This is a genomic window from Ectopseudomonas oleovorans (genome assembly GCF_003052605.1).
GTDB classification, from domain to species: Bacteria; Pseudomonadota; Gammaproteobacteria; order Pseudomonadales; family Pseudomonadaceae; genus Aquipseudomonas; species Aquipseudomonas oleovorans_A.
Map to the genome: position 1 here is coordinate 34,156 of NZ_QASO01000069.1, position 24,666 is coordinate 58,821.

A 24,666-nucleotide genomic window follows, 5' to 3' on the forward strand; every position below is an offset into this window, starting at 1 on the left:
TACAGGCTTAACCGGACATGATGGACATCAACGAAATTCGTGAATATTTGCCGCACCGCTATCCTTTCCTGCTGGTGGATCGTGTGGTGGACCTGGACGTCGAAGGCAAGACTGTTCGCGCCTACAAGAATGTCAGCATCAATGAGCCGTTCTTCAACGGTCACTTCCCCGAGCATCCGATCATGCCAGGCGTGCTGATCATCGAGGCCATGGCGCAGGCCGCTGGGATCCTCGGCTTCAAGATGATGGGTGTGAAGCCGGCTGACGGTACCCTGTACTACTTCGTCGGTTCTGACAAACTGCGTTTCCGCTCTCCGGTGCTGCCGGGCGACCAGCTTGTGCTGGAGGCCAAGTACCTGAGCGACCGTCGCAGCATCTGGAAATTCGAGTGCCGCGCCACCGTCGACGGCAAGGAAGTCTGCTCTGCCGAAATCATCTGTGCGGAACGCAAGCTATGATTTCGATTGACCCTCGCGCCATCATCGACCCCAGTGCCAGACTGGCCGACGACGTCGTCGTCGGCCCGTGGAGCATTGTCGGGCCCGATGTGGAAATCGGCGAGGGTACAGTCATCGGCCCGCACGTGGTGCTCAAGGGGCCGACCGTCATTGGCAAGCACAACCGCATCTACCAGTTTTCCTCGGTGGGTGAAGATACGCCCGATCTGAAGTACAAGGGCGAAGCGACGCGTCTGGTGATCGGTGATCACAACACGATTCGTGAGGGTGTCACCATTCACCGTGGCACCGTGCAGGATCGCAGCGAAACCACCATTGGCAACCATAACCTGATCATGGCCTATGCCCATATCGGCCATGACAGTGTGATCGGTAACCACTGCATTCTGGTCAACAACACGGCACTGGCTGGGCATGTCTGGGTCGATGACTGGGCGATTCTGTCCGGTTATACCCTGGTGCATCAGTTCTGCCGCATTGGCGCACACAGCTTCTCGGGCATGGGCACCGCGATTGGCAAGGATGTTCCGGCTTTCGTTACCGTGTTCGGTAACCCGGCCGAGGCGCGCAGCATGAACTTCGAGGGCATGCGCCGGCGTGGTTTCTCCGCCGAGGCCATCGCTGCCCTGCGCAAGGGCTACAAGCTGGTCTATCGCCAGGGGCTGACCGTCGAGCAGGCACTGGCCGAGCTGGCCGAGTCCGCTGCGCAGTTCCCGGAAGTGGCGATTTTCCGTGATTCGATTCAGGCTTCCACGCGCGGTATCACGCGCTGATACCTATGAGCAGACCTATTCGCGTCGCACTGGTCGCCGGTGAGGCGTCCGGTGACATCCTCGGCTGCGGCCTGATGCAGGCCATCAAACAGCGCCATCCGGATGCCGAGTTCATTGGTGTTGGCGGCGCGCGCATGGAGGCCGAAGGCCTTAAATCCTTTTTCCCGATGGAGCGCCTGGCCGTGATGGGCTTGGTCGAGGTGCTTGGCCGTCTGTTCGAGTTGCTCCGCCGCCGTCGTCAACTGGCTCGCGAGCTGATTGCTGCCAAACCGGACGTGTTCATCGGCATCGATGCACCCGATTTCAACCTGGGCCTGGAGCTCAAGCTGCGCCGTGCCGGAATCAAGACCGTGCACTACGTCAGCCCCTCGGTCTGGGCCTGGCGGCAGAAGCGCGTGCTGAAGATTCGCGAAGCCTGCGACCTGATGCTGACCCTGTTCCCGTTCGAGGCGCAGTTTTACGACGAGCATCAGGTGCCGGTGCGCTTCGTTGGTCATCCGCTGGCCGATGCGATTCCGCAGCAAGCTGATCGTGCTGCTGCGCGCGAGGCGCTGGATCTACCACAGGACGAGCCGGTAGTGGCCCTGATGCCCGGCAGTCGTGGTGGTGAAGTCGCGCGTCTCGGTGAGCTGTTTCTCGATGCGGCGATTCGTCTGCGCGCACTGCGTCCGGGGATTCATTTCCTGCTGCCTTGCGCCACGCCCGAGCGCCGCGAGCAGTTGGAACAGATGCTGGCCGGGCGTGATTTGCCGCTGACGCTGCTCAATGGCCGCTCCCATGAAGCGCTGGCTGCCTGCGATGCGGTGTTGATCGCTTCGGGTACCGCGACCCTGGAAGCGCTGCTGTACAAGCGGCCGATGGTGGTGGCGTACCGCGTAGCGCCACTGACCTATCGCGTCCTCAAACGCCTGGTGAAGAGCCCCTATATCTCGCTGCCCAATCTGCTGGCCGAGCGCCTGCTGGTACCTGAGCTGATTCAGGATGCGGCGACTCCCGAGGCTTTGGCCCAGGCCGTTGCGCCGTTGATCGACGGTGGTCAGGTGCAGACCGAGGGCTTTGATCTGATCCATCGCGCGCTGCGCCGTGATGCCTCGGTATCGGCGGCTGACGCGGTGCTCAAGCTGGCCGAGCGCGACTGATGCAGCTGGGGCTCGACTTCACGCTGGTTGAGGAACTGGTCGCGGGGGTTGACGAGGTCGGTCGTGGCCCGCTCTGCGGTGCGGTGGTCACGGCGGCGGTGATCCTCGACCCGGCGCGGCCGATTCTTGGCCTGAATGACTCGAAGAAGCTTTCCGAGGCGCGTCGCGCGGTGTTGTTCGATGAGATTCGCGAGAAGGCCCTGGCCTGGTGCATCGCCCGCGCCGAGGTGGAGGAGATCGACCAGCTGAATATCCTGCATGCCACCATGCTGGCGATGCAGCGTGCCGTCGAAGGCTTGAGCGTGACGCCCAAGTTGGCGCTGATCGACGGCAACCGTTGCCCGAAACTGGCGGTGCCCAGTGCCCCGGTGGTCAAGGGCGACAGTCGGGTGCCGGCCATCGCTGCGGCATCTATTCTGGCCAAGGTCAGTCGCGACCGCGAGATGGTGGAGATGGATCGCCTCTATCCCGGTTACGGCATCGCTGGCCACAAGGGCTATCCCACGCCCGTTCACCTAGAAGCCCTGCAGCGCCTGGGGCCGACGCCTATTCATCGGCGTTCCTTCGCACCGGTGCGTGCGTTGCTCGAGCCTGTAGCTGTCGATTGCATCGCAGCCCCGATCTGAACCTCTGGCCCTAAGCCAGACCCTCTTAGGCTACAATCCGCGCTTTGTCGTTTTCACCTGCAAGGCCGCCCATGACCCAAGCTTTCGTCCACCTGCGTCTGCACACCGAATACTCCCTGGTCGATGGTCTGGTGCGGGTCAAACCGCTGATCAAGGCCGTGGCCGGGGCCGGCATGCCGGCGGTGGCCGTCACCGATATGAGCAACATGTGCTCGCTGGTGAAGTTCTACAAGGCGGCCATGGGCGCCGGGATCAAGCCGATCTGCGGCGCCGACATCTGGCTGGCCAGCGCCGAGGAGGACGGCCCGCTGACGCGCCTGACCCTGCTGGCGATGAACGCCAAGGGCTACCGCAATCTCACCGAGCTGATTTCCCGCGGCTGGGCCGAAGGGCAGAGCAACGACCTGGTGATCATTCAGCGTGACTGGGTCAAGGAGGCCGCCGAAGGCCTGATTGCCTTGTCCGGCGCGCGTGAAGGCGAAGTCGGCCAGGCGCTGCTGGCCGGTGATGAGGCGCTGGCCGAAACGCGCTTGCGCGAGTGGATGGCGGTGTTTCCGGACCGTTTCTATCTGGAAGTGCAGCGCACCAGTCGTGTCGGTGACGAAGAGTACCTGCACGCCGCCGTGGCCCTGGCCGACCGCGTCGAGGCGCCGCTGGTGGCGACCAACGACGTGCGCTTCATCAAGCAGGGTGATTTCGAGGCCCACGAAACCCGCGTCTGCATCGGTGAAGGCCGCACCCTGGACGATCCGCGCCGGCCGCGCAATTACTCCGATCAGCAGTACCTGAAAAGCGCCGAGGAAATGTGGGAGCTGTTCTCCGATCTGCCGGAAGCGCTGGAAAACACCGTGGAGATCGCCAAACGCTGCAATATCGACGTGCAACTCGGCAAATACTTTCTGCCGGACTTCCCCACGCCCAATGGCATGGGCATCGACGACTACCTGCGCCACGCCTCCTTCGAGGGGCTGGAAGAGCGTCTCCAGGTATTGCTGCCCAAGGATACGCCGGATTACGAGGCCAAGAGGCAGGTCTATATCGACCGCCTTAACTTCGAACTCGACATCATCATTCAGATGGGTTTCCCCGGATACTTCCTGATTGTGATGGACTTCATCCAGTGGGCCAAGAACAACGGCGTACCGGTCGGCCCTGGCCGGGGCTCGGGTGCCGGTTCGCTGGTCGCCTATGTGCTGAAGATCACCGACCTCGATCCGCTGGCCTATGACCTGCTGTTCGAACGCTTCCTCAATCCCGAGCGGGTTTCCATGCCCGACTTCGACGTCGACTTCTGCATGGATGGTCGCGACCGGGTGATCGACTACGTAGCTGAGAAATACGGGCGCAACGCGGTGAGCCAGATCATCACCTTCGGCTCGATGGCGGCCAAGGCGGTGGTGCGCGACGTGGCCCGGGCGCAGGGTAAGTCCTACGGCCTGGCCGACCGTCTGTCGAAGATGATCCCCTTTGAAGTGGGCATGACCCTGGAGAAGGCCTACGAGATGGAGGAGCCGCTACGCGAGTTCCTCAAGAACGACGAAGAGGCCCAGGAAATCTGGGACATGTCGCTCAAGCTCGAAGGTGTGGTGCGCGGCACTGGTAAGCACGCTGGTGGTGTGGTGATCGCGCCGACCAAGCTCACCGATTTCTCGCCGATCGCCTGTGACGAGGAGGGCGGTGGCCTGGTGACCCAGTTCGACAAGGACGACGTCGAGCAGGCCGGCCTGGTCAAATTCGACTTCCTCGGTCTGCGTACGCTGACCATCATCAAATGGGCGATGGAGACCATCCACCGCATCCAGAAGCGTGATGGTGCCTCGGACGAGGACCTGGTCAACATCGATTTCATCCCGCTGGATGACAAGAAAACCTACGACATGCTGCAGAAGGCCGAGACCACCGCGGTCTTCCAGCTCGAATCGCGCGGTATGAAGGAGCTGATCAAGAAGCTCAAGCCCGACTGCCTGGAAGACATGATCGCACTGGTGGCGCTGTTCCGTCCGGGCCCGCTGCAGTCCGGCATGGTGGATGACTTCATCAACCGCAAGCACGGTCGCGCCGAGCTCTCCTATCCGCACCCGGACTACCAGTACGCCGGTCTGGAGCCGGTGCTCAAGCCCACCTACGGCATCATCCTGTACCAGGAGCAGGTGATGCAGATCGCTCAGGTGATGGCCGGCTACACCCTCGGTGGCGCGGACATGCTGCGTCGTGCCATGGGTAAGAAGAAACCCGAGGAGATGGCCAAGCAGCGCGGTGGCTTTATCGAAGGCTGTGCGAAGAATGGAATCGATGCCGAGTTGGCCGGCAACATTTTCGACCTGGTGGAAAAATTCGCCGGCTACGGCTTCAACAAGTCGCACTCGGCTGCCTACGGCCTGGTCTCCTACCAGACTGCCTGGCTCAAGGCGCATTACCCGGCGCCGTTCATGGCCGCCGTGTTGTCAGCGGATATGCACAACACCGACAAGGTGGTGATCCTGGTCGAAGAGTGCCGCAACATGAAGTTGCGCATCGATCCGCCGGACGTGAACGTCTCCGAGTTCAAGTTCAGCGTCAACGACGACGGCCGTATCGTCTACGGCCTCGGTGCGGTCAAAGGTGTGGGCGAGGGGCCGGTGGAGGCCATCGTCGAATGCCGCGCCGAAGGTGGTCCGTTCAAGGATCTGTTCGACTTTTGCAATCGCGTCGACCTCAAGCGCATCAACAAGCGCACCCTCGAAGCCTTGATCCGCAGCGGCGCGCTGGATCGCCTTGGCCCGTACTATCAGGACGAGCTCAAGGCCTACCAGGCCAGCGTGGACAAGAACCGCGCCGTGCTACTGGCGTCCATGGAAGAGGCCGTGCAGTCCGCCGAGCAGACCGCGCGCAGCGCCGAGAGCGGCCATATGGACCTGTTCGGCGGTCTGTTCGCCGAGCCCGAGGCCGACGTCTACGCCAATCACCGCAAGGCCCGCGAACTGCCGATCAAGGAGCGCCTGAAAGGTGAGAAGGACACCCTGGGCATTTACCTGTCCGGCCACCCCATCGACGAGTACGAAGGCGAGATTCGCCGTTTCGCCCGCCAGCGCATCGTCGAACTGAAGGCGGCGCGCGATACTCAGACCATCGCCGGGATGATCGTCAACCTGCGGGTGATGAAGAACAAGAAGGGCGACAAGATGGGCTTCATCACCCTCGACGACCGCTCCGGGCGCATCGAGGCTTCGCTCTTCGCCGATGCCTTCGCCAGCAACCAGGCGCTGCTGCAGAATGATGCGCTGGTGGTAGTCGAGGGCGAAGTCAGTAATGACGACTTCTCCGGTGGCCTGCGTCTGCGTGCCAAGCGCGTGATGAGTCTGGAAGAAGCACGTACCGGCCTGGCCGACAGCCTGCGGCTGAAAGTCGCCGGTGAGGCATTGAAGGGGGATCGTCTGCGATGGCTGGCCGAACTGTGCAGCAAGCACAAGGGTGCCTGCCCGGTGACCGTCGACTACAGTGGCGAGCAGGCGCGCGCCTTGCTTCAATTTGGCGACGCCTGGCGAATCGATCCGGCCGACACTTTGATTCAGGCATTGCGTGACCAGTTCGGGCGCGACAACGTCTTTTTGCACTACCGCTGATATACGAGAGGGAATTTCCTCTTCGTGACAGCAAAGGCACCCGAGGGTGTCGACCCGCTGCGCCCTATCCCTTAAGGTATGGCGCCTAATGGATACAGCTCCCCGGCCACTTGGCCGTCGACGCAAGACGGATGACTATGAACCCGAATTTCCTCGATTTCGAACAGCCGATCGCCGACCTGCAAGCCAAGATCGAAGAGCTACGCCTGGTTGGTAATGACAATTCGCTGAACATCGGCGACGAGATTGCCCGCCTGCAGGACAAGAGCAGCGCACTGACCGAAAGCATCTTCGGCAACCTGACCAGTTGGCAGATCGCCCAGTTGGCACGCCATCCGCGCCGCCCGTATACCCTGGATTACATCCAGCACATCTTCACCGAGTTCGATGAACTGCACGGCGACCGGCACTTCTCCGACGATGCCGCCATCGTCGGTGGCATTGCCCGTCTGGGTGATCAGCCGGTGATGATCATCGGCCACCAGAAAGGCCGTGAGGTGCGCGAGAAGGTGCGCCGTAATTTTGGCATGCCGCGCCCGGAAGGCTATCGCAAAGCCTGCCGCCTGATGGAAATGGCCGAACGCTTCAAGATGCCGATTCTCACCTTCATCGACACCCCCGGTGCCTACCCGGGTATCGATGCCGAGGAGCGCGGCCAGAGCGAGGCCATCGCCTGGAACCTGCGGGTGATGGCGCGCCTGAAAACCCCGATCATCGCCACCGTTATCGGTGAGGGTGGTTCCGGTGGTGCACTGGCCATCGGTGTTTGCGACCAGCTCAACATGTTGCAGTACTCCACCTATTCGGTGATCTCGCCGGAAGGCTGCGCCTCGATCCTGTGGCGTACCGCCGAGAAGGCGCCGGATGCCGCTGAAGCCATGGGCATCACCGCCGAGCGCCTGAAGGATCTGGGTATCGTCGATCAGGTCATCGCCGAGCCACTGGGCGGCGCACACCGCGATCCGGCTGCGGCTTCCGAGTCGATCCGCCAGGAGCTGACCAAGCAACTGGCCAGCCTGCAGAAGTATGACACCGAAACGCTGCTCAAGCGTCGTTATGACCGTCTGATGAGCTACGGCATCGCCTGAGTCTTTTCTGCGCATATATCAACGGGCCTTCGGGCTCGTTGTTGTTTAAGCTTGAATGATGACTGCTCTCGAACTTCGCCTGCGCCAGGCTCTGCAGCCCTGGCGTACGGCCCCTGCCTGGCGTATTGCCTTCTCCGGTGGCCTGGATTCCAGCGTGTTGCTGCATCTGCTAGCCGACTGGGCGCGGCACGAGGAGCTGCCGCCGCTGTCCGCCATTCATGTCCATCATGGCCTGCAGCCGGCGGCCGATGCCTGGCCGGAGCATTGCGCGCAGTTTTGTGCCCGCCTGGATATTCCCTTGGAGGTCGTCAGGGTGCAGGTGGCGCCCGGGGCAAGTCTGGAGCAGGCCGCGCGGCGGGTGCGTTATGCGGCGTTCGCTGAGCGACTGGGCTCTGGCGAGGTATTGCTTGGCGCCCAGCATCGTGATGACCAGGCCGAAACCCTGCTGTTGCGTCTGTTGCGCGGTGCCGGCGTGCGCGGGCTGGCGGCGATGCCGGCCAGTCGGCCGTTGGGGCGGGGCAGCCTGGTGCGACCACTGCTCGACTGTTCCCGTGCGAAATTGCAGGCCTATGCGCAGACTCATGGCATGGTCTGGATCGAGGACCCGAGCAATGCCGACGAGCGTTTCAGCCGCAATTTCCTGCGCAGACAGGTGATGCCGCTGCTGGCCGAGCGCTGGCCGCAGGTCACGGCAAATATCGCGCGTAGCGCCAGGCACGTGGGCGAGGCTCAGCAATTGCTGGATGAGTTGGCCGCGATGGACCTGGCGACTGTTCATGGCGTTTCGGCATGCCCATGGTTGACTCTACCGTCTCTGGACCTGTCGGCAGTGAGCGCGCTGAGCGATGCTCGTCAGCGAAATCTGCTGCGCCATTGGTTGGCGCCACTGACGCGCCTGCCCGATAGCGATCACTGGGCCGGCTGGTGTGACCTGCGTGATGCCGCCACGGATGCGGCGCCGATCTGGAAACTGACCGATGGCGAGTTGCACCGTGCCGATGGTCGGCTTTGGTGGCTCAGTGGTGAGTGGCTGCGGTCGCTCGATCCCCTCGATCTAGCCTGCGACTCGTTTTCCGAATCGGTTGAACTTCCCGGCAATGGTCATGTGCATCTACAGGGCGAGTTGCCGCTAGGTCGCTGGTATTTGCGTTACCGCCAGGGTGGTGAGTCGCTGCAGCTGCCGGGGCGCGGCAGGCGTGATCTCAAGCGTCTGCTCAACGAACTGCGCGTGCCGGGATTCGTGCGTCCACGTCTGCCGCTGCTGTTCGATGGCGATGAACTGATGGCGGTGGCGAACCTGTCGCAATCGTCAGAAATCCAGGCTGGCGGGGCGACTCTGCACTGGTCGCCGCCTATCGGCGCGCAAGGTTTGAGCTGGTAAGGCCTTTCGGGTAGACTACGCTCCCGTCTTAATACAGCTTTTGCCGACTCCCTCAGGGAGCTTGGCGGGCATGCCATTGTTCGTACTGATGGCGATCCTTTGCTTTCCCCGGCGGCACTGACCGCTTAAACGCAGACTTCTAGGGTTTTTCATGACGCGCTACATCTTCGTCACGGGTGGTGTTGTTTCTTCATTGGGGAAAGGCATCGCCTCGGCTTCACTGGCGGCCATCCTGGAGGCGCGGGGCCTGAAGGTCACCATGCTCAAGCTGGACCCTTACATCAACGTCGATCCGGGCACCATGAGCCCGTTCCAGCACGGTGAGGTGTTCGTCACCCACGACGGCGCCGAGACCGACCTCGACCTGGGTCACTACGAGCGCTTCATCCGCACCACGATGAGCAAGAGCAACAACTTCACCACCGGTCGCGTGTACGAAGACGTACTGCGCAAGGAGCGCCGTGGTGACTACCTGGGTGCCACCATCCAGGTCATCCCGCACATCACCGACGAGATCAAGCGTCGCATCATCAAGGGCGCCGGCGATGCCGACGTGGCCCTGGTGGAAATCGGCGGCACCGTCGGTGACATCGAGTCGCAGCCGTTCCTCGAAGCCATTCGCCAGTTGCGTGTGGAAGTGGGCGCCAAGCGCGCCATGCTGATGCACCTGACCCTGGTGCCGTACATCGCCACCGCTGGTGAGACCAAGACCAAGCCGACTCAGCACTCGGTCAAGGAGCTGCGCTCCATCGGCTTACAGCCTGACGTGCTGGTGTGCCGCTCCGACCATCCGATCGATGTCTCCTCGCGCCGCAAGATCGCCCTGTTCACCAACGTCGAAGAGCGTGCGGTGATCAGCCTGGAAGACGTCGACACCATCTACAAGATTCCGGGCGTGCTGCATGCCCAGGGTCTGGACGACTTCGTCGTCGAGCGTTTCGGCCTGGAGTGTGGCGGTGCCGACCTGTCCGAGTGGGATCGAGTGGTCGATGCCAAGCTCAATCCGGAAAAAGAAGTCACCATCGCTATGGTCGGCAAGTACATGGAGTTGCTCGATGCATACAAGTCGCTGATCGAGGCGATGAGTCATGCAGGCATCCAGAACCGTACCAAGGTCAACCTGCGTTATATCGACTCCGAAGACATCGAGAACCAGGGCACCTCGCTGCTCGAAGGTGTCGACGCCATCCTGGTGCCGGGCGGTTTCGGTCTGCGTGGCGTGGAAGGCAAGATCAAGACCGTGCAGTACGCTCGCGAGAACAAGATTCCTTACCTGGGTATCTGCCTCGGCATGCAGGTCGCGGTGATCGAGTACGCCCGCAATGTGGTGGGCTGGACCGACGCCAACTCCACCGAGTTCGACATGGCCAGCCAGCATCCGGTAGTCGGCCTGATCACCGAGTGGCAGGATGCGACCGGGGCCACCGAACAGCGCAGCGAAACCTCCGACCTGGGCGGCACCATGCGCCTGGGCGCCCAGGATTGCCAACTGCAGGCCGGCTCCAAGGTTCACGACTGCTATGGCAAGGACGTGATCGTCGAGCGTCATCGTCACCGTTACGAAGTGAACAACAACCTGCTGCCGAAACTGACCGAGGCTGGCCTCAAGGTCACCGGTCGTTCCGGCGACGGCGCGCTGGTCGAAGTGGTCGAGGCGCCGGATCATCCGTGGTTCGTCGCTTGCCAGTTCCACCCGGAATTCACCTCCACGCCGCGTGACGGTCACCCGCTGTTCAGCGGTTTCGTCAACGCTGCTCTGGCGCAGAAAGCGAAGAAGGCTTAACGAATGGCACAGAAGATCATCAAGGTTCGCGGCATTGAGATCGCCAACGACAAGCCGTTCGTGCTGTTCGGTGGCATCAACGTGCTTGAGTCGCGCGACCTGGCCATGCAGGCTTGCGAGGAATACGTGCGGGTGACCGAGAAGCTCGGCATCCCTTACGTGTTCAAGGCCAGCTTCGACAAGGCTAATCGCTCTTCCATCACCTCCTTCCGCGGCCCTGGCCTGGAAGAGGGCATGAAGATCTTCGAGGAAGTGAAGAAGACCTTCGGCGTGCCGGTGATCACCGACGTTCACGAGCCGCACCAGGCCGCTGCCGTGGCCGAAGTGTGCGACATCATCCAACTGCCGGCCTTCCTTTCGCGGCAAACCGATCTGGTGGTGGCCATGGCCAAGACTGGAGCGGTGATCAACATCAAGAAAGCGCAGTTCCTCGCCCCGCAGGAAATGAAGCACATCCTGACTAAGTGTGAAGAGGCCGGTAACGATCAGTTGATCCTTTGCGAGCGCGGCAGCTCCTTCGGTTACAACAATCTGGTGGTGGACATGCTCGGCTTCGGCATCATGAAGCAGTTTGAGTACCCGGTGTTTTTCGACGTGACCCACGCCCTGCAGATGCCGGGTGGTCGTGCCGATTCGGCCGGTGGCCGCCGCGCCCAGGTCACCGACCTGGCCAAGGCCGGCATGAGCCAGGGCCTGGCAGGTCTGTTCCTCGAAGCCCATCCGGATCCGGAAAACGCCAAGTGCGACGGCCCCTGTGCCCTGCGTCTGAACAAGCTGGAACCGTTCCTCACCCAGCTCAAGCAGCTGGATGACCTGATCAAGAGTTTTCCGCCGATCGAGACTGCCTGAGCCGGTCGTAATCCGGTAAAGTGCCGCCCCAGAAATTCTCCCTGACCCGTGAGTCAGAGTGTGCCGCCGGTCTGTCCAATGGGCAGCGGCGGTCTCTCGCGCAGCCTGCTGCTGCCGTAGAGAATCGGCTCAAAGGCTGGCGAGCTAGAGGTATGCAAGGCAGAAACAGGCGAAGAAGCGGAGTTTACGAGTTGTAAATGAGCATTCTGAGCCTGTTTTTAACGCAGCAGGCCCGACGCGCAGCAGACTTTGAGCTGGTTCTTAATCGTCAACCTTTGGAGCGTTAACAACAATGGCAAAGATCGTCGACATCAAGGGTCGTGAGGTTCTCGACTCCCGCGGCAACCCCACCGTGGAAGCGGATGTAATTCTGGAAGGCGGTATCGTCGGCAGCGCGTGTGCTCCGTCCGGCGCCTCCACCGGCTCGCGCGAAGCGCTGGAACTGCGTGACGGCGACAAGAGCCGTTACTTGGGCAAGGGCGTGCTGAAAGCCGTGGCCAACATCAACGGCCCTATCCGTGACCTGCTGCTGGGCAAGGACGCGACCGATCAACAGGCCCTGGACCGCGCGATGATCGAACTCGACGGTACCGAGAACAAGGCCAAGCTGGGCGCCAACGCCATCCTCGCCGTGTCCCTGGCTGCCGCCAAGGCTGCTGCCCAGGCCAAGGGCGTGCCGCTGTACGCGCACATCGCCGATCTGAACGGTACTCCGGGCGTCTACTCCATGCCGGTACCGATGATGAACATCATCAACGGCGGCGAGCACGCCGATAACAACGTCGACATCCAGGAGTTCATGGTGCAGCCGGTTGGCGCCAAGAACTTTGCCGATGCCCTGCGCATGGGCGCCGAGATCTTCCATCACCTCAAGGCCGTACTGAAGGCCCGTGGCCTGAACACCGCTGTGGGTGACGAAGGCGGCTTCGCGCCGAACCTGGCCTCCAATGAAGACGCTCTGGCCGCCATCGCCGAAGCCGTTGCCAACGCCGGTTACAAGCTGGGCGATGACGTGACCCTGGCCTTGGACTGCGCTTCCTCCGAGTTCTTCAAGGACGGTCAGTACGATCTGTCTGGCGAAGGCAAGGTATTCAGCGCCGAAGGTTTCGCCGACTACCTGGCTGGCCTGACCGAGCGTTACCCGATCATCTCCATCGAAGACGGCATGGACGAGTCCGACTGGGCTGGCTGGAAAGTCCTGACCGACAAAATTGGTCAAAAAGTTCAGTTGGTCGGCGACGACTTGTTTGTAACGAATACCAAAATTCTCAAGCGTGGCATCGACGAGAAGATCGGTAACTCGATCCTGATCAAGTTCAACCAGATCGGCTCGCTGACCGAGACCCTGGAAGCCATCCAGATGGCCAAGGCTGCAGGCTTCACCGCCGTGATCTCGCACCGCAGTGGCGAAACCGAGGACAGCACCATCGCCGACCTGGCCGTGGGTACTGCCGCCGGTCAGATCAAGACTGGTTCGCTGTGCCGTTCCGACCGCGTTTCCAAGTACAACCAGCTGCTGCGTATCGAAGAGCAGTTGGGCGGCAAAGCCCCCTACAAGGGCCGTGCCGAGTTCCGCGGCTGATCACGATCTGCTGCGCGTCGGCCCTACTGCGTTAAAAACAGATGAGTAATGCTCATTTACTTCAGTAAAGTCGAGCGCGACCCCGACCGTTCCTTGCCTGTTTGATTCGCTGGCGTTCACCCTTCGGGCCAGCCTTCGGCTATTACTCCCGTTGGTCGTTGTGCCTTGCAGGTCTCTAGCTCGCGAGATCGTTCTAGCCTGAAAATGGGCGACGCAAGTCGCCCTTTTTCGTGGTTATTCCAGCGTTTGCGCTGCATGCTGTAGGAGCGGATTTATCCACGATTTTTCGCGGCTGAAGCCGCTCCTACAAAGGCTGCGTCATTGCGGGCATGGCCTTTTTCGTGGACGCTTCGTCGATCTCTGGGAACCAATGCACGGATGCAGGTACCGAAACCCCATGTCACTCATCAGACGGCTTCTTTTCAAGCATGAACGTAGCCCCTACCATGCCGATGACTCAATCTGCGAGCCGCTCCATGCGTAGTCCGTATTGGCTGTTTATCGTGCTGGTTCTGTTGCTGGGCGGTCTGCAATATCGATTGTGGGTCGGCGACGGCAGCCTGGCTGCTGCCAGCCGTCTGCAACAGCAGATCGCCGAACAGCAGGGCGAGAACGAGCGTTTGCTGGAGCGCAATCGTATCCTCGAGGCCGAAGTGATGGAGCTCAAGCGCGGCATGGAAACCGTGGAAGAACGCGCGCGTCACGAGTTGGGCATGCTCAAAGAGGGTGAAACCCTCTATCTGTTGACCGAATGACCACGAAATTCTGGCTGGTGATCCCGGCCGCCGGCGTCGGCGCGCGGATGGCCGCCGACCGCCCCAAGCAGTACCTGCAGATCGCCGGCCGCTGCATTCTCGAACATACCCTGCATTGTTTTCTCGATCATCCCGGCCTGTTGGCCGCGGTGGTATGCCTTGCCGTGGATGACCCGTTCTGGCCGCAGCTGTCACTGGCGCGTGATCCGCGCATCCGCCGTGCGCCTGGCGGGCGTGAGCGCGCCGACTCGGTGCTGGCCGGGCTGGACTCGTTACTGGTCGGTGGTGCCGATAGCGATGACTGGGTGCTGGTGCACGACGCCGCGCGTCCTAACCTCACCCCGGCGGACCTGGCTCGTCTGCTGGAGAGTCTGACCGATGATCCGGTCGGCGGCCTGCTGGCGGTGCCGGTGCGCGATACGCTCAAGCGTATCGGCAGCGATGGCCGAGTGTTGGAGACCGTGGATCGTAGCGTGATCTGGCAGGCCTACACACCGCAGATGTTCCGCCTGGGGGCGTTACGCGAGGCACTGGCGCAAGCGCTGGAAGAAGGTGTGGCAGTGACCGATGAGGCCTCGGCCATGGAGTGGGCAGGGCAGTCGCCCCGGCTCATCGAAGGCCGGGCGGACAACCTCAAGGTCACCCGCCCGGAAGATCTGCATTATCTACAGTCCATATGGCCGCAAGGCCGTTGAACTAGAACAGTCGCATCAGTGTGTCCAGCGTTTGGCATCTTTGCCCAGGTTGCGATCCAGCGCGTTGGTCAGCTTGTTCATGGCGCCATCGAGGGCTTGGTGCAGTTCGCTGGCATCGTGGGAGACCGTCAGCGGATCGCGTCCCTTTATCCGCGCCTCGATCTTGCAGCGCTTGTCCTGTGGGCCACTCTTGAGCGCGTTCTCGTCGGAGAGATGAATTTCAATCCGGGTGAGGTGGTCCTCGTAGCGCTGGAGCTTGTCCCGGATGCGACTGCGAATGTCGTCCTTGAAGTCCATCGAGGAGGAGACGTGCTTACCACTGTTGACCAGAACCTGCATAACCATGTCCTCATGTAGCTGAGTTCGTGAGAGCCCGCTTGGGCGGGGTGCATGGGTTGTGACGCGGTCGTCTCGCTCAAGTTTCGCCCGGCTTGTGACATTCCATGACCGTTCAGCTGGGTCACAAGGTTGTTACAGAGTCTCAGGAGTGATCGAGGTATTCGGCGCGTTGGCCAAGTCCCTGGCGCAGCGAGTCGATCAACTGGCGTACCTTGGGCGAAAGGTGACGTTGCTGCGGGTAAAGCGCCCAAACTGCGGTATTGGGTGGGCGATGCTGCTCCAGCAGAGAGATCAGCCGTCCGCTGCGCAGGTGTTCCAATACGTAATAGTCCGGCAACTGACACAGCCCAAATCCGCGCAGCGCTGCGTCGAGCACGGCCTGGCCGCTATTGCAACGCCAGTTACCCTGTATGCGCACCTGGGTTTCACGGTCGTTCTGGGCAAAGTTCCAGTGGTCGCTGCTACCAACCAGGCAGTTGTGTCGGGCTAGCTCTGATAACGAGTGCGGACGCCCGTAGCGCTGCAGATACTCGGGTGCCGCGCACAGGTACATCTCGCGGGGGGCCAGGCGTGCGGCCATGAGTCGTGAGTCCTGCAGGCGCCCCAGGCGGATGGCCAGGTCCAAGCCATCGTGAAGCAGGTCGAGAGGGCGGTTAGACAGTTCTATCTCGACGCGTAACTGTGGATGTCGCGCCATGAAGTCATTGACCAGTGGCACGATGAAGCGCTCGCCATACGCCACGGCGCAGGTCATGCGTAGCAGCCCTTTGGGTTCGGCGCCAAGATCGCCGACTGCACGCAACGCTTCTTCGCGGGCATCCTGCAGGCGCTGGCAGTGTTGCAGAAACAACTGGCCGGCCTCGGTCAGGGCTACTCGCCTGGTGCTGCGGTAGAACAGACGGCTCTGCAGGCGCTCTTCCAGGCGTGCGACCTGGCGACTGACCTGCGAGGTGGACAATCCCAGGCGCTCGGCGGCGGCACTGAATTGCCCGCATTCGGCGACGGCAACGAATTCGTCGAGTCCTTCCCAGCGATTCATCGATGCTTCTTCTCCTGTGCTGCCGATTGCATCCGGCTGCCCCTGTAGGAGCCCGCTTGCGGGCGATGTAAGGAGGCCGAATATTATCCCTGTACAGCAATAATGTTTTGCTCTTCTGCTGATTATCTCGTATTGGACATGAACTAGACTGCCGGCCACTGTCCATTCCCCCCCTGAGAGAACTGTCATGATCAAGTCTCGTGCCGCCGTCGCCTTCGCCCCGAATGAACCCCTGAAAATCGTCGAAGTCGATGTGGCGCCGCCCAAGGCCGGCGAGGTGCTGGTGCGCATCGTCGCGACCGGCGTCTGTCACACCGACGCCTACACCCTGTCCGGCCAGGACAGCGAGGGCGTGTTCCCCTGCATTCTCGGTCACGAAGGTGGTGGCATCGTCGAGGCGGTGGGCGAGGGCGTCACTTCGCTGGCGGTCGGCGACCACGTGATCCCGCTGTACACCGCCGAGTGCGGCGAGTGCAAATTCTGCAAATCCAACAAGACCAACCTGTGCAGCTCGGTGCGCGCCACCCAGGGCAGGGGTGTGATGCCTGACGGTACCAGCCGCTTCTCCTACAACGGCGAGCCGATCTATCACTACATGGGCTGCTCGACCTTCTCTGAGTACACCGTGCTGCCGGAAGTCTCCCTGGCCAAGATCCCCAAGGAGGCGCCGCTGGAGAAGGTCTGCCTGCTTGGCTGTGGCGTGACCACCGGAATTGGCGCCGTGCTCAACACCGCTAAGGTGACCGAGGGCTCCACCGTGGCCATCTTCGGTTTGGGTGGCATTGGTCTGGCGGCGATCATCGGCGCCAAGATGGCCAAAGCTTCGCGCATCATCGGAATCGATATCAATCCGGCCAAGGAAGCCGTGGCACGTGAGCTGGGCATCACCGACTTCGTTAATCCGAAGGATTACAGCAAGCCGATTCAGGAGGTCATCGTCGAGATGACCGACGGTGGCGTCGACTACAGCTTCGAGTGCATCGGCAACGTGCAACTGATGCGCGCCGCGCTGGAGTGCTGCCACAAGGGCTGGGGCGAGTCGACCATCGTCGGCGTGGCGCCGGCCGGTGCCGAGATCAGCACCCGCCCATTCCAGCTGGTGACCGGTCGCGTCTGGCGCGGCAGTGCCTTCGGTGGCGTCAAGGGTCGCAGCGAGCTGCCGAGCTATGTCGAGAAGTCGCAGAAAGGCGAAATCCCGCTGGATACCTTCATCACGCACAACATGGGGCTGGATCAGATCAACGAAGCATTCGAGCTGATGCACGAGGGCAAGAGCATTCGTACTGTCATCCATTTCTGATGGCGTGCCGCACGGCTGATGGTCGTGCGGATTCTTTCGTAGGGTGCGTGGGGCCTCCCTAGGCTGCGCGCACCGCTAATCCTTGGTGCGCGTGGCGCACCCTACGGAGTGGCCATGACCCTCGAAATCGTTTCAAGCAACAAGAGCTTCGGCGGCTGGCACAAGCGCTACCGCCATCGCTCCAGCAGCCTCAACTGCGACATGGTGTTCGCCGTCTATCTGCCGCCGCAGGCCGAGCAGGGCGCCAAGCTGCCGGTGCTGTACTGGCTGAGCGGGTTGACCTGCACCGACGAGAACTTCATGCAGAAGGCTGGCGCTCAGCGGATGGCAGCCGAACTGGGGTTGATCATCATCGCGCCGGACACCAGCCCGCGTGGCGAGGGGGTGGCCGATGACGCCAATGGCGCCTATGACTTCGGTCTTGGTGCAGGCTTCTATGTCAATGCCACCCAGGAGCCCTTCGCGTCGCACTACCGCATGTACGACTACGTGGTGCAGGAGTTGCCGGCGCTGATCGAGGCCAACTTCCCCGTCTCGGATAAGCGTGGCATCGCCGGCCATTCCATGGGCGGTCACGGTGCGCTGATCTGTGCGTTGAAGAATCCGGGGCGTTACCAGTCGGTATCGGCGTTCTCACCGATCAGCAATCCGATGAACTGTCCATGGGGCGAGAAGGCCTTTTCCCTTTATCTGGGTGAGGAGCGTTCGCGCTGGCGTGAGTGGGATGCCAGCGTGCTGATCGCCGAGGCCGAGGAGAAGTTGCCGATCCTGGTCGATCAGGGCGATCGTGACGATTTTCTCGAAGGCCAGCTCAAGCCGCAGGTGTTGCAGGCTGCGGCCAAGGCGGCCGCTCATCCGCTGACGCTGCGCATGCAGCCTGGCTATGACCACAGCTACTACTTCATCGCCAGCTTCATCGACGATCACCTGCGTCATCACGCTGCCGCTTTGCGGTAGTCGTGGCCCGGATGAAATCCGCGAAATTCGCTTCTCTGATTTCATCCAGGCTACGGGGCAATGCGGTTAGAATCACGCCCTGACTTTTTCAGGGCGTTGTTCTTTATGCGTATCGGCCATGGCTATGACGTACACCGCTTCGGCGAAGGCGATTTCATCACCCTCGGCGGCGTACGGATTCCCCATAAATTCGGTCTTGTCGCTCACTCCGACGGTGACGTGCTGCTGCACGCGCTGAGTGATGCGCTGCTTGGCGCCGTGGCGCTTGGCGACATCGGCAAGCACTTCCCCGATACCGATCCGACCTTCAAGGGTGCCGACAGTCGCGCCCTGCTGCGCCATGTGATGGGCCTGGTGCGGGGCAAGGGTTACGCGGTGGGTAACGTCGACGCCACCATCATCGCCCAGGCGCCGAAGATGGCTCCGCACATTCAGAGCATGCGCGAGCGCATTGCCGAGGATCTGGGCATCGAGCTGGATCAGGTCAACGTCAAGGCCACCACCACCGAGAAGCTGGGTTTCACCGGACGTGAGGAAGGTATCGCGGTGCACGCCGTGGCCCTGCTGGTCAAGGCATGAACGAGTTGCAACTGCTCGGGCCGCGTGCCCACGGCGAGGCCTGTGGGCGCGCGGTGCTCAAGGCCACGGCCGAGGACTTCCAGGTCGACGAGGTGCTCGACATCCCGCTCACTGGGCAGGGTGAGCACCTCTGGCTATGGGTTGAAAAACGCGGCCTGAATACCGAGGAGGCCGCTCGGCGTATCGCCCGCGCTGCCGGCCTGCCGCTCAAGGCGGTCAGTTACGCTGGACTCAAGGATCGTCAGGCGCTGACTCGCCAGTGGTTCAGCCTGCACCTGCCGGGCAAGGCCGATCCCGATCTGGCGACCGCGCAGGGTGATGATCTGGTCATCCTGCGCAGTCAGCGGCATAACCGCAAATTGCAGCGTGGCGCCCATACCGCCAATGGTTTCACCTTGCGCCTGACAGCCCTCGAAGCTGATCGCGATGCGCTGGAGCAGCGCCTGCAGCGTATCGCCGAGCAAGGCGTGCCCAATTACTTCGGCTTGCAGCGTTTCGGCTTCGATGGCGGTAACGTGCTGCAGGCGTGCGATTTTGCCGCGCGCCTGGAGTTGCCGGTGCAGCGCAACCTGCGCTCGCGCCTGCTCTCTTCGGCGCGCAGCTATTTGTTCAATCAGGTGCTGGCCAAGCGCGTGGCGGCAGGCACCTGGAACCAGGCACAGATCGGTGACTTGCTGGCCTTCACTGCCAGTCGCAGTTTCTTCATGGCTGGCGAGACTGAGTGCATTGACCCGCGCCTGGCCATTCTTGACCTGCATCCGACCGGGCCGCTGTGGGGCGACGGGCCTTTGCCGAGCGCTGGTGTGACCCGGCAGCTGGAGCAGGAAGTAGCCGATGAGGCTGCGCAACTGGTGCAATGGCTGATCAAGGCGGACATGGCGCACGAACGGCGAATTCTGCGCCTCCCCATCGGCGGCCTGTCATGGCATTATCCCGAACCCGATATTCTGCAACTTGCATTCGTCCTGCCGGCCGGGTGTTTCGCCACCGTGGTGGTGCGCGAATTGCTCGATCTGGTGCCAGCAGGGCAGACGGATACTCCATGCGAATTCTGATTTCCAACGACGACGGGGTGAACACGCCCGGTATCGCTGCGTTGCACCAAGCGCTGGCCGACTATGCCGAGTGCGTGGTGATCGCCCCTGGCGAAGACAGGAGCGGTGCCAGCAGTGCGCTGACGCTCGACCGTCCGCTACATCCCATGGCCCTGGCCAATGGCTACATCAGCCTCAATGGCACGCCGACCGATTGCGTGCACCTGGGGCTCAATGGTCTGCTCGAGCAGACGCCGGATATGGTCGTCTCCGGCATCAACCTGGGCGCCAACCTGGGCGATGACGTGCTCTATTCCGGTACCGTCGCCGCCGCGCTCGAAGGACGTTTCCTGAGCAAGCCGGCGTTCGCCTTTTCGCTGTTGTCGCGCCTGCCCGACAATCTGCCGACTGCGGCCTACTTCGCCCGCAAGCTGGTGGAGGCGCATGAGCGCCTTGAACTGCCGCCGCGTACCGTACTCAACGTCAACGTGCCGAACCTGCCGCTGGAACATATCCGTGGTGTGCAGCTGACCCGACTCGGTCATCGCGCGCGTGCGGCGGCGCCGGTCAAGGTGGTCAACCCGCGTGGCAAGGAAGGTTACTGGATTGCCGCCGCCGGTGATGTCGAGGATGGCAGTCAGGGCACCGATTTTCATGCCGTGATGCAAGGTTATGTATCGATCACGCCGCTACGGCTCGACCGCACGTTCAATGAGGCCCTTGAAACTATGGATGGCTGGCTGGAGGGCATCTTCTGATGCGCGGACAGGACGAGATGCAGCGCAGCGGGATCGGCATGACCTCGCAGCGCACCCGCGAACGATTGATCCAGCGTCTCTATGAGGAAGGGCTGTCCAACGCGCGGGTACTGGAAGTGATCCGCCGTACGCCGCGCCATCTGTTCGTCGACGAAGCCCTGGCGCACCGCGCCTATGAAGACACCGCGCTGCCCATCGGCCATAACCAGACCATTTCCCAGCCTTATATGGTTGGGCGCATGACCGAGCTGTTGTTGGCCGCGGGCCCGCTGGACAAGGTGCTGGAAATTGGCACCGGCTCCGGATACCAGACGGCCGTGCTGGCACAACTGGTGGAGCGAGTGTTTTCGGTCGAGCGTATTCAGGTGCTGCAGGATCGCGCCAAGGAGCGTTTGGCCGAACTCAAGCTGCGCAACGTGGTCTTTCGCTGGGGTGATGGCTGGGAAGGTTGGAACGCGCTCGGTCCGTACAACGGCATCATTGTCACCGCCGCCGCCGCGCAAGTGCCGCAGGCCTTGCTCGATCAACTGGCTCCAGGCGGACGTCTGGTCATTCCGGTCGGCAGTGGCGATGTGCAGCAACTGCTGCTGATCGTGCGTGAAGAGGGTGGTTTTTCCCGTCACGTGCTCGATGCGGTGCGCTTCGTGCCGCTACTCAACGGGCCGCTGGCTTGATCGCTTTTTCGCAGCGGAAGGATCCATGAAGAAATATTTTCTGCTCTATGCCAAGGGCTTGGCGATGGGCGCTGCAGATGTCGTGCCCGGCGTTTCCGGCGGCACCATCGCTTTTATCAGTGGCATCTATGACGAGCTGCTGCGCTCCATCGCCAGTATTCCCGAAGCGTTCCTGCTGCTGCTGCGGGGCCGCATCAAGGATGCCTGGCAGATGGCCAACGCGACGTTCCTGCTGGTGCTGCTGTGCGGCATCCTGACCAGCATTCTCACACTCGCGCGGCTGATCACCTATCTGCTTGAGTACCATCCGATTCCGGTATGGTCGTTCTTCTTCGGCCTGATTCTGGTGTCTACCTATATGGTCGGGCGAGAGATCATTCGCTGGAACTGGAGCCGGGCGGTGAGTTTTCTGCTTGGCCTGGCTTTCGCCTACTGGATCACCGTTGCCGCTCCGATGCAGTGGGGCAGTGATCTGCCAACCCTGTTCCTGGCCGGTGCCATCGCCATCTGCGCGATGATTCTGCCGGGTATCTCGGGCAGCTTCATCCTGCTTCTACTCGGGCTTTACTCGGTGGTGCTGGGGGCGGTCAAGGACCTCGATCTGCTGGTTATGGCGGTGTTCGCCAGCGGCTGCCTGGTTGGCATTCTCAGTTTCGCGCGTCTGCTCAGTTGGCTGCTGTCACGTTGGCGTGACCTCAGTCTGGCGTTTCTGGTCGGCCTGATGCTGGGTTCGCTGAACAAGGTCTGGCCCTGGAAGGAGACCCTGAGCTGGCGTATCGACAGTAAAGGTGAGCAGGTGCCGCTGCTGCAGAGCAATCTGCTACCGGGGCATTTTGCAGAAATCAGTGGCCAGGACCCACAGCTCTTGCTTGCCGTGGTATTGGCAATCGGCGGTATCGCCTTGGTGCTTGGCCTGGAGTGGCTGGCTGGTCGTCAGGTGCTCGATACTGGTCGCACCGAATAAATACGGCACAATGGGCGCCGTACTCGGAATCATTCAGGGAGCAGTTGGGTGAGTTTCACCGTCCTTCACGTGCTAGTCCGCGCAGTTGCAGCGTTTCGCCTGCCGCTCGCCATGCTTGCCGCCTCCGCGTTGGCCGGTTGCGTCAGTTCGCCACCGGGTGGCGTACAGGTGGTCGACCGTGGCCAGAACCAGGGGCGTGCCCCGGTGGTTCAGCGTCAGCCTGTACGTGATGGCCACTATGTGGTGCAGCGTGGCGATACCCTCTATTCGATCGCCTTTCGTTTCGGCTGGGATTGGAAGGCACTCGCTGCTCATAACGGTTTGCGCGATCCCTATCTGATCCGCGTGGGTCAGACGATCCGTTTCGACAACCGCCCGGTGGGCAGCAGTCAGCAGGTCGTTTCGGCACCGCCTGCGGCCACCTCGCCCGTTGTCACTCAGCCAGTGCCCAGTCGTCCGCCGGTTGCCGTGACTGCACCGCCTGCAACTCAGCCCGCCCGTCCGCCGGTAGCCAACACGCCAGCGACTACGCCAGTAACACCAGTGAGTCGCTCGGCCAGTGGTTGGTCCTGGCCAACCGAGGGCACAGTAATCAGTCGTTTTTCCTCAAACGGTAGTTTGAATAAAGGCATTGATATCGCAGGGCAATTAGGCCAGCCTGTTTTAGCTGCGTCTGATGGATCAGTGGTGTACGCCGGGAGTGGTTTGCGGGGCTACGGCGAGTTGATCATTATCAAACACAGCGATACCTACGTAAGTGCTTACGGTCATAACCGCAGGTTGTTGGTACGGGAGGGGCAGCAGGTCAAAGCCGGGCAAAGTATTGCCGAAATGGGGTCCACAGGAGCCGACCGGGTGAAGCTGCACTTCGAGATTCGCCGCCAAGGTAAACCTGTCGATCCGCTGCAATATCTGCCACGTCGTTGATCCGTCGCTGACCCGTTCCATCACGTAGGAGGGACGGGCTCAGGTGTGGCCAGGACGGTTCCGCCAGAGTCTGTTGTCGAACTCAGCTAGGGACAACAACAATGGCTCTCATCAAAAAAGAAGCGCCGGAGTTTGACGTCGACGATGAACTGCTCCTCATGGAGCCAGGCATCGTTTTCGGCGAGGTTCAGGGCGATGAGGTGGAAGCACCGGTCGCACGTACCAAGGCCAAGAACGCCACCCCCTCCAAGCAGCACAAATACATCGACTACACCCGGGCGCTAGACGCCACTCAGCTTTACCTCAACGAAATCGGTTTCTCTCCCTTGCTTACTCCCGAAGAGGAAGTGCACTTCGCGCGTCTGGCGCAGAAGGGTGATCCTGCCGGGCGCAAACGCATGATCGAGAGCAACCTGCGCCTGGTCGTGAAGATCGCTCGGCGTTACGTCAACCGTGGTCTCTCTCTGCTCGATCTGATCGAGGAGGGCAACCTCGGCTTGATTCGCGCCGTGGAAAAATTCGATCCGGAGCGAGGGTTCCGTTTCTCGACCTATGCAACCTGGTGGATCCGCCAGACCATCGAACGCGCCATCATGAACCAGACGCGAACCATCCGTTTGCCGATTCATGTGGTCAAGGAGCTCAACGTATACCTGCGTGCAGCTCGTGAACTGACCCAGAAGCTCGACCATGAGCCTTCTGCAGAAGAAATTGCCAACCTGCTGGAAAAACCGGTGGGCGAGGTCAAGCGTATGCTCGGCCTCAACGAGCGAGTGTCCTCGGTGGACGTCTCGCTCGGTCCGGATTCGGACAAGACGCTGCTCGACACCCTGACCGATGATCGTCCGACCGATCCCTGCGAGCTGTTGCAGGACGATGATCTGTCGCAGAGCATCGATCAGTGGCTCTCCGACCTGACCGACAAACAGCGGGAAGTCGTTGTGCGCCGCTTCGGTCTGCGCGGCCATGAAAGCTGTACACTTGAAGAAGTGGGGCAGGAGATCGGTCTGACCCGCGAGCGGGTGCGGCAGATTCAGGTTGAGGCGCTCAAGCGTCTGCGGGAAATCCTGGAGAAGAACGGCTTGTCCAGCGACGCCTTGTTCCAGTGAGGTTTCGCTTCGATTATGAACCCGGCTCCGGCCTGGTTTTTATGGTGCGCCAGGCATGGCGCGTAGCGCCGTGACTGGCGCTGTCGGGTTCACTGTGGTGGTGAGCCTGGCGACTTGGAGGTGAAAGTCCTCTACACACCCGGCAAGGGGAAGCGTTAGCCAGAGGCAAGGGTGTCGCGGGTGACTGCGAACCTGAAGGAAGCCCGAGGCAAAATGCTGGCCTGACGAACAGGAAGCGGATGAGGCGGCGCAGCG

The 24,666-nt window shown here is 61.6% G+C and carries 23 protein-coding genes; 21 read left to right on the forward strand and 2 right to left on the reverse strand.

The window, feature by feature from the left end; all coding sequences use genetic code 11:
* Nucleotides 1-17 precede the first annotated feature (17 nt).
* From fabZ to ispD, 12 genes are all read left to right on the forward strand, one after another.
* The gene (fabZ, locus tag DBO86_RS11895; RefSeq protein ID WP_108233759.1) at nt 18-458 is read left to right on the forward strand and encodes a 3-hydroxyacyl-ACP dehydratase FabZ; all 441 of its coding nucleotides are present in this window, start codon (nt 18-20) and stop codon (nt 456-458) included.
* The gene (gene lpxA, locus DBO86_RS11900; RefSeq protein WP_108233760.1) at nt 455-1,231 is read left to right on the forward strand and encodes an acyl-ACP--UDP-N-acetylglucosamine O-acyltransferase; all 777 of its coding nucleotides are present in this window, start codon (nt 455-457) and stop codon (nt 1,229-1,231) included. Before fabZ ends, lpxA begins: the two co-directional genes overlap by 4 nt.
* A 5-nt stretch (nt 1,232-1,236) precedes the next feature.
* Nucleotides 1,237-2,370: a lipid-A-disaccharide synthase gene (lpxB, locus tag DBO86_RS11905; RefSeq protein ID WP_004424024.1), complete on the forward strand. Its 1,134-nt coding sequence runs from the start codon at nt 1,237-1,239 to the stop codon at nt 2,368-2,370.
* Nucleotides 2,370-2,996, forward strand: coding sequence for a ribonuclease HII (gene rnhB, locus DBO86_RS11910; protein WP_074855707.1), 627 nt, complete (start codon nt 2,370-2,372; stop codon nt 2,994-2,996). The genes lpxB and rnhB overlap by 1 nt, the downstream gene beginning before the upstream one ends.
* Before the next feature lie 71 nt (nt 2,997-3,067).
* Nucleotides 3,068-6,598, forward strand: coding sequence for a DNA polymerase III subunit alpha (gene dnaE / locus DBO86_RS11915; RefSeq protein ID WP_108233761.1), 3,531 nt, complete (start codon nt 3,068-3,070; stop codon nt 6,596-6,598).
* 137 nt (nt 6,599-6,735) lie between these two features.
* A complete protein-coding gene (locus DBO86_RS11920) occupies nt 6,736-7,686 on the forward strand; it encodes an acetyl-CoA carboxylase carboxyltransferase subunit alpha (protein ID WP_039964481.1) in 951 nt (316 codons plus the stop codon).
* 58 nt (nt 7,687-7,744) lie between these two features.
* Nucleotides 7,745-9,067: a tRNA lysidine(34) synthetase TilS gene (gene tilS, locus DBO86_RS11925; protein WP_108233762.1), complete on the forward strand. Its 1,323-nt coding sequence runs from the start codon at nt 7,745-7,747 to the stop codon at nt 9,065-9,067.
* Between the two features lie 151 nt (nt 9,068-9,218).
* Complete coding sequence (locus tag DBO86_RS11930; protein WP_004424033.1) at nt 9,219-10,850, forward strand: CTP synthase; 1,632 nt, start codon at nt 9,219-9,221, stop codon at nt 10,848-10,850.
* A gap of 3 nt (nt 10,851-10,853) precedes the next feature.
* The gene (kdsA, locus tag DBO86_RS11935) at nt 10,854-11,699 is read left to right on the forward strand and encodes a 3-deoxy-8-phosphooctulonate synthase (RefSeq protein ID WP_004424035.1); all 846 of its coding nucleotides are present in this window, start codon (nt 10,854-10,856) and stop codon (nt 11,697-11,699) included.
* A gap of 292 nt (nt 11,700-11,991) precedes the next feature.
* A complete protein-coding gene (eno, locus tag DBO86_RS11940) occupies nt 11,992-13,281 on the forward strand; it encodes a phosphopyruvate hydratase (RefSeq protein ID WP_004424037.1) in 1,290 nt (429 codons plus the stop codon).
* A 476-nt stretch (nt 13,282-13,757) separates the two neighbouring features.
* Nucleotides 13,758-14,036, forward strand: coding sequence for a septum formation initiator family protein (locus DBO86_RS11945; protein ID WP_039964483.1), 279 nt, complete (start codon nt 13,758-13,760; stop codon nt 14,034-14,036).
* Nucleotides 14,033-14,731: a 2-C-methyl-D-erythritol 4-phosphate cytidylyltransferase gene (gene ispD / locus DBO86_RS11950; protein ID WP_004424041.1), complete on the forward strand. Its 699-nt coding sequence runs from the start codon at nt 14,033-14,035 to the stop codon at nt 14,729-14,731. Before DBO86_RS11945 ends, ispD begins: the two co-directional genes overlap by 4 nt.
* 15 nt (nt 14,732-14,746) lie before the next feature.
* On the opposite strand, the gene DBO86_RS11955 is transcribed toward ispD, so the two are convergent.
* Nucleotides 14,747-15,070 carry an HPF/RaiA family ribosome-associated protein gene (locus tag DBO86_RS11955; protein WP_004424043.1) on the reverse strand — a complete coding sequence of 108 codons (324 nt, stop codon included), beginning with the start codon at nt 15,068-15,070 and terminating at the stop codon, nt 14,747-14,749.
* 142 nt (nt 15,071-15,212) lie between these two features.
* Nucleotides 15,213-16,109, reverse strand: a complete 897-nt coding sequence (locus tag DBO86_RS11960) for a LysR family transcriptional regulator (RefSeq protein WP_004424045.1) — start codon at nt 16,107-16,109, stop codon at nt 15,213-15,215.
* A 187-nt stretch (nt 16,110-16,296) separates the two neighbouring features.
* Between DBO86_RS11960 and DBO86_RS11965 the strand changes: the two genes are divergently transcribed.
* The 9 genes from DBO86_RS11965 (at nt 16,297) to rpoS (ending at nt 24,411) form a co-directional block, all read left to right on the forward strand.
* Nucleotides 16,297-17,409, forward strand: coding sequence for an S-(hydroxymethyl)glutathione dehydrogenase/class III alcohol dehydrogenase (locus DBO86_RS11965; protein WP_108233763.1), 1,113 nt, complete (start codon nt 16,297-16,299; stop codon nt 17,407-17,409).
* Nucleotides 17,410-17,523: 114 nt separating this feature from the next.
* Nucleotides 17,524-18,366 (forward strand): S-formylglutathione hydrolase, encoded by an 843-nt coding sequence (gene fghA / locus DBO86_RS11970; protein ID WP_004424047.1) that lies wholly within the window; start codon nt 17,524-17,526, stop codon nt 18,364-18,366.
* A gap of 105 nt (nt 18,367-18,471) precedes the next feature.
* Nucleotides 18,472-18,945, forward strand: a complete 474-nt coding sequence (ispF, locus tag DBO86_RS11975; RefSeq protein WP_004424049.1) for a 2-C-methyl-D-erythritol 2,4-cyclodiphosphate synthase — start codon at nt 18,472-18,474, stop codon at nt 18,943-18,945.
* Nucleotides 18,942-20,000 carry a tRNA pseudouridine(13) synthase TruD gene (gene truD / locus DBO86_RS11980; RefSeq protein WP_074855722.1) on the forward strand — a complete coding sequence of 353 codons (1,059 nt, stop codon included), beginning with the start codon at nt 18,942-18,944 and terminating at the stop codon, nt 19,998-20,000. Before ispF ends, truD begins: the two co-directional genes overlap by 4 nt.
* Nucleotides 19,988-20,737: a 5'/3'-nucleotidase SurE gene (surE, locus tag DBO86_RS11985; protein WP_108233764.1), complete on the forward strand. Its 750-nt coding sequence runs from the start codon at nt 19,988-19,990 to the stop codon at nt 20,735-20,737. Before truD ends, surE begins: the two co-directional genes overlap by 13 nt.
* Nucleotides 20,737-21,411, forward strand: coding sequence for a protein-L-isoaspartate(D-aspartate) O-methyltransferase (locus DBO86_RS11990; protein WP_017674762.1), 675 nt, complete (start codon nt 20,737-20,739; stop codon nt 21,409-21,411). The genes surE and DBO86_RS11990 overlap by 1 nt, the downstream gene beginning before the upstream one ends.
* Before the next feature lie 25 nt (nt 21,412-21,436).
* The gene (locus DBO86_RS11995; protein ID WP_017674761.1) at nt 21,437-22,375 is read left to right on the forward strand and encodes a polyprenyl-phosphate transporter; all 939 of its coding nucleotides are present in this window, start codon (nt 21,437-21,439) and stop codon (nt 22,373-22,375) included.
* Between the two features lie 48 nt (nt 22,376-22,423).
* Nucleotides 22,424-23,302: a peptidoglycan DD-metalloendopeptidase family protein gene (locus tag DBO86_RS12000; protein ID WP_004424059.1), complete on the forward strand. Its 879-nt coding sequence runs from the start codon at nt 22,424-22,426 to the stop codon at nt 23,300-23,302.
* A 101-nt stretch (nt 23,303-23,403) separates the two neighbouring features.
* A complete protein-coding gene (rpoS, locus tag DBO86_RS12005; protein ID WP_004424060.1) occupies nt 23,404-24,411 on the forward strand; it encodes an RNA polymerase sigma factor RpoS in 1,008 nt (335 codons plus the stop codon).
* Nucleotides 24,412-24,666 lie beyond the last annotated feature (255 nt).